Here is a 3,202-nt window from a genome sequence, read left to right as displayed (position 1 = left end):
TTAATAATTTAAAGGCTAAAAAATTTGAAATAATAGAAATACTTATTGATTATAAGTATAGTTTAAATATAAATAAATTCTATAAAATATGAAAGAGAGACATAAATATGAGCAAAAAAGCATTTATAGGAAGAAAATTAAGAGAAGCTAGAATGTATAGAGGTAAAACAATAGATGTTTTAGCTAAAGAAACTAACATAAATAAAAAAGATATAATTGCGTTTGAAGAAGATAAATATAAGCCAACACTAGAAAATGAAATGAAATTATCAAATGCATTAGGCTTTCCAAAAGAGTTCTTTAAATATGCAGATAATATAAAAATGACAATAGATTCTACACATATAAGACCAGAATGTACAATACCAAAAGTAGAGCAGATAGCATTTAAAGAAAAATTAGCTATGACTCATAGAATATTAGCTTTTCTAGAAGGATATATACAATTCCCACAAATGAATATACCAACTGATTTTAATAAAAATGATGATATAGAAGAATTAGCAACTAATGTAAGAAGATATTGGGAATTAGGTGATGGAATAATAGGTAATATGCTAACATTACTTGAGATAAATGGAATAATAGTATCTGACGCTAACATAAATAAAAAAGGTGCTTTATCATTTAGCCAAAAACAAACTATAAATGGAAATAGTAGATATTTTATATCTTTAGGTAATGATAAAAAATCAGCATGTACAAGAAATTATGATTTAGCATATGAATTAGCATATATAGTAGCAACTGAAGCGAATATACAATCAAAAAAATTCTCTAAGGATGAATTTGCTTGTGCATTCTTAATGCCTAAAGAAACTTTCACACAAGATTTAAAAATGGTAAATGATTTAGAAGACTATGTAGCTTTAAAGAAAAAGTGGATAGTTCCAATATCAGCTATAATATTAAGATCTTATCAACTAGGGGAAATAAGTTATAAAAAATATATGTATCTAATGAATGAAATGGATAAAAAAGGTTGGTTAAAGAAAGAACCGCTAGAAGAAAATATAAAAGCTACGAGCCCTATATTATTAAAAAAATCTATAGACGTATTAATTGAAAATAATATAATGAGTAAGGCTAGTTTAGTAATGAACTTATCAAACTGGGGATTACATTTAAATCAAGATGAAGTAGAAATATTATTAGGATTTAAAGAAGGTAAATTAAATACAGAGCAAAATACTACAAATAGTAAAAAAGGAAAAGTAACAAAAGTTAATTTTAAATCTAAAAGAAGATAATTAAATGAGTTTATAAAAACAGGAGTTTATAATGAGTAAAAAAATTATAAGCATAAGTCTATTAATTGTAATAATTTTATCTATAGTTGGCTGTAGTAAACTTCAGGAGCAAGATACTACTAATTCAAATAGTATAGATAAGAAAAGTATAAATCCTATATCAAAAGATACAGTAATAAATATATTAAAAGCAGAGTACGGAGATAATATTTTAATTAAAGATGAAGATATAAAATTAGTAGGAGATTTATACTTTGTTGATGTCTATGTACAATTAGAAGATTATGAAGAGAATGTAAATCATGAAACACATATTCATAATCAAAGCTTAGGAACACAAAAGATAGATAAATATACTGGAGAAATTATAAAAGAATAAAAATAAGATTTATAAAAATAAATGAGCTATGTAAAATTTATATTTTTACATAGCTCATTGTTATGTTTAACGATAAACATTTATATTAATATTGATTCATACCTTTTAATATAGCTACTAAATAATCCCAAGTACGTTTAGTAGAAGAGATACTTAAATGCTCATTAGGTGTATGAACTTCAAACATGTCAGGACCAAGTGATATAGCTTGTGCATGCGGAATTTTATCTAGTAATAACCCACATTCAAGACCTGCATGTATAGCCATGATAATAGGTTTTTTACCAGTTAATTTTTCATAAGTTTCAACACATATTTCTTCTAATTTAGAACCTTTAGCATATTCCCAAGCTGGATAATCACTTTCTAATCTGAATTTTCCACCTAAGTTAGCAGCAAGTAAATCCATTTTATTAGTTATATCTTCCTTTAATGTTTTAACAGAACTTCTAACAGCACATTCAAATGTAACTAAGTTTTCAGTAGTATGAACAACACCTAAGTTTGTTGAACTTTCAACAAGTCCATTTATATCCATACTCATAGTTTGTATTCCATTAGGTATTAAGTTTAATAAAGTTATTACATTATTTTTTGTTTCTTTAGTAAATACTTTATCAATATTAGTTTCGCTACATTCTATAGTTATATCAGGGTCAGAAGTACTAAATTCATGTTTGAATATATTTAATATTTGATTTATACAATCTTTAGTTTTATCAACGTCATCTTTATTAACAACTATTATAGCTTCACACTCACGAGGTATAGCATTATTTTTAGAACCACCTTGTATTTTAGCTAAATCATAGTCTACACATAATAGATTTAAAAGTCTTCCCATTAATCTATTAGAGTTTGCTCTTTGTTTTATTATATCTATACCAGAGTGTCCTCCAAGTAGGCCTTTTATTTCAACTAATAAACCTTGTTTGTTACTATCATAATTAGTAAATTCAGCATTTAATTCAGTCCAAGCAGTAACACCACCAGCACAACTAACTAATAAGTAACCTTCTTCCTCTGAATCAAGATTTATTATGTATTCCCCTTTTAGATTAGAACCATCTAGTGCCATAGCACCACTCATACCAGCTTCTTCATCTGTAGTTATTAAAACTTCTAATGATGGATGTTCTAAGTCATTAGATGCAAGTACAGCTAACCCCATAGCAACAGCAATACCATTGTCAGCACCTAATGTAGTTCCAGTTGCATAAATCATATCGTCTTGTACTCTTAATTTTATAGGGTCAGTTACAAAGTTATGGTTAGTATCTTTATTTTTTTCACAAACCATATCCATATGACCTTGAAGTATTACCCCTGGACAATTTTCATAGCCTTTTGTAGCAGGCTTTCTTATTATTATATTTAATGCATCATCTTGAATAGTTTCAAGTCCTAAATTTTCACCAAAACTTTTTAAATAATTACTTATAGCCTTTTCATTACCTGAACCACGTGGTATTTGAGATATTTCTTCAAAATATTTAAAAACAAGTTCTGGTTTTAATCCCTTTAATACATTTTCCATAAAAACAACTCCCTTTTAAGTTAAATTAATTAAATA

At 26.5% G+C, this 3,202-nt stretch carries 3 protein-coding genes; 2 read left to right on the top strand and 1 reads right to left on the bottom strand.

Annotated features, from left to right (window positions below):
* Nucleotides 1–107: 107 nt before the first annotated feature.
* Together G3997_RS09090 and G3997_RS09085 are read left to right on the top strand one after the other, a co-directional pair.
* The gene (locus G3997_RS09090) at nt 108–1,250 is read left to right on the top strand and encodes a helix-turn-helix domain-containing protein (protein ID WP_296645462.1); all 1,143 of its coding nucleotides are present in this window, start codon (nt 108–110) and stop codon (nt 1,248–1,250) included.
* Nucleotides 1,251–1,281: 31 nt separating this feature from the next.
* The gene (locus G3997_RS09085) at nt 1,282–1,629 is read left to right on the top strand and encodes a hypothetical protein (RefSeq protein ID WP_296645461.1); all 348 of its coding nucleotides are present in this window, start codon (nt 1,282–1,284) and stop codon (nt 1,627–1,629) included.
* A gap of 85 nt (nt 1,630–1,714) precedes the next feature.
* Here G3997_RS09085 and G3997_RS09080 read toward each other — a convergent pair whose 3' ends face one another.
* Entirely contained in the window at nt 1,715–3,166 is a 1,452-nt protein-coding gene (locus G3997_RS09080) for an aminoacyl-histidine dipeptidase (protein WP_296645460.1), read from the bottom strand.
* Between the last annotated feature and the right edge of the window lie 36 nt (nt 3,167–3,202).

Origin of the sequence: Romboutsia sp. 13368 (genome assembly GCF_018336475.1) — a bacterium.
GTDB lineage: Bacteria > Bacillota > Clostridia > Peptostreptococcales > Peptostreptococcaceae > Romboutsia.
The sequence above is the reverse complement of the archived record's forward strand: the minus strand, read 5'-3'. Positions and strand labels throughout refer to the sequence as shown.